A 1,483-nucleotide genomic window follows, 5' to 3' on the forward strand; every position below is an offset into this window, starting at 1 on the left:
GCGGCGGACAGGTGAATGATCGAGATCGTAGACGAAATGAGGCCGCCGCCCGCGCGAATGCCCGCCGGGCTGGCATTACTGCGCGACCGTTACGTGCCGGGTCACGCGGCACGCGGGCTGACGGCGGCCGGCCGCTGGGTGTCGCCGCCCGTCGCGGTGGCGGGGCAGCCGAGCACGCTGTGGCTGACCTGGCACGTGGCCGACGCGCCGGCCTACTACCGGATGCGTGCGTTGACGGATGCCGACGTGGTCGGATTCTGGATGGCCGTCGACGCGCTGTGCGACGTGCGCCGCCGCCATGTGATGACGGACGCCGATGCGCCGCTGCCCGCGCTGATGGAGGTCAACCATGCGGCATGACACGGCACAGGTATTCGTGTCGGCGGATTGCCATGCCGGCGCGATCGAACATGCGTTGCACGAGGCCGCGCAAGCGCTGGCCGGCGCGAAACGCGTGGCACTCGCACGCAATCTGGACGGCAGCTGGGGCGCCGGTGACTACACGCTCGACGTGCTGCGCGACGAGTCGGCGGCGGGCGGCACAGCGGATTTCGCTGCATTGGCGCAACTGCCGGGCATCGCGCGGATCGACGGCGCCGAATGCCGCGCGATTGGCGGCGGCTTGCGCGAACCGGCGCTGCGCGACGGCGTCTGGCGCACGCTGATGCTGCGTGTACGGCCGCAGGCCGGTGCGGAACAGATCGCCGCGCTCGAACGCGAACTGCTGCAGATGCCCGCGTTCATGCCCGGCATCCGCAACTGGCGGCTGAGCCGGATCGAGACGCCCGGCGCGTGGACGCACGTGTGGCAGCAGGAATTCGCGCACGTCGGCGATCTCCTCGGCGAATACCTGATGCATCCGTATCACTGGGGTTGGGTCGATCGCCGGTTCGATGCCGAAAGCCCCGACTGGACGGTCGATGCGATCTCGCATGCGTTCTGTCCGCTCGCGTCGAGCCTGCTGGCCGATACGGCGGCCTGACGCGCAGCCCACATCAAGCTGACAACAAACAACCCAGGAGACACGAAGATGCGAGCCCTGTTGATCGACCGCGTCGGTCATTCCGACGCGTTCCGGATGGCCGACGTGCCGGCACCGACGCCGGGCCCCGGCGACGTGCTGATCCGCGTTGCCTACGCGGGCATCAATCCCGCCGACTGGAAATGCCGCGAAGGCTACCTCGGCGCATTCATGCAATACACGTTTCCGTTCGTGATCGGCTTTGACGCGGCGGGTGTGGTCGAAGCGGTCGGCGATGGCGTCGACGGTTTCGCGCCCGGCATGCGCGTGTTCGCGCAGACCGACGTCGGCGCGGGGCGCTGGGGCGCGTATGCGGAATACGTGGCGGTGCGTCACGACTCGGTCGTGCGCGTGCCCGACGCGGTGAGCCTGGCGGAAGCCGCCACGGTGCCGACGCCCGCGCTCGCCCCCTGGGCCGGCCGGTTCGCCGAGAACGGAAGGACGTCCGGGCGGGACACAGAG

Annotated in this window: 3 protein-coding genes; all 3 read left to right on the forward strand. The window is 69.7% G+C overall.

Going from position 1 to position 1,483, the window contains the following annotated elements; all coding sequences use genetic code 11:
* Positions 1-15: 15 nt before the first annotated feature.
* On the forward strand, positions 16-360 hold the full coding sequence (locus tag G3N93_RS40110) for a hypothetical protein (RefSeq protein WP_206135534.1): 345 nt from the start codon (positions 16-18) through the stop codon (positions 358-360).
* A complete protein-coding gene (locus G3N93_RS40115) occupies positions 350-982 on the forward strand; it encodes a Dabb family protein (RefSeq protein WP_206135535.1) in 633 nt (210 codons plus the stop codon). The genes G3N93_RS40110 and G3N93_RS40115 overlap by 11 nt, the downstream gene beginning before the upstream one ends.
* A gap of 48 nt (positions 983-1,030) precedes the next feature.
* The coding region (locus G3N93_RS40120; RefSeq protein ID WP_206135536.1) for an alcohol dehydrogenase catalytic domain-containing protein at positions 1,031-1,483 on the forward strand (453 nt) is incomplete at its 3' end.

Origin of the sequence: Burkholderia sp. Se-20378, from assembly GCF_017104665.1 — a bacterium.
Lineage (GTDB): Bacteria > Pseudomonadota > Gammaproteobacteria > Burkholderiales > Burkholderiaceae > Burkholderia > Burkholderia lata.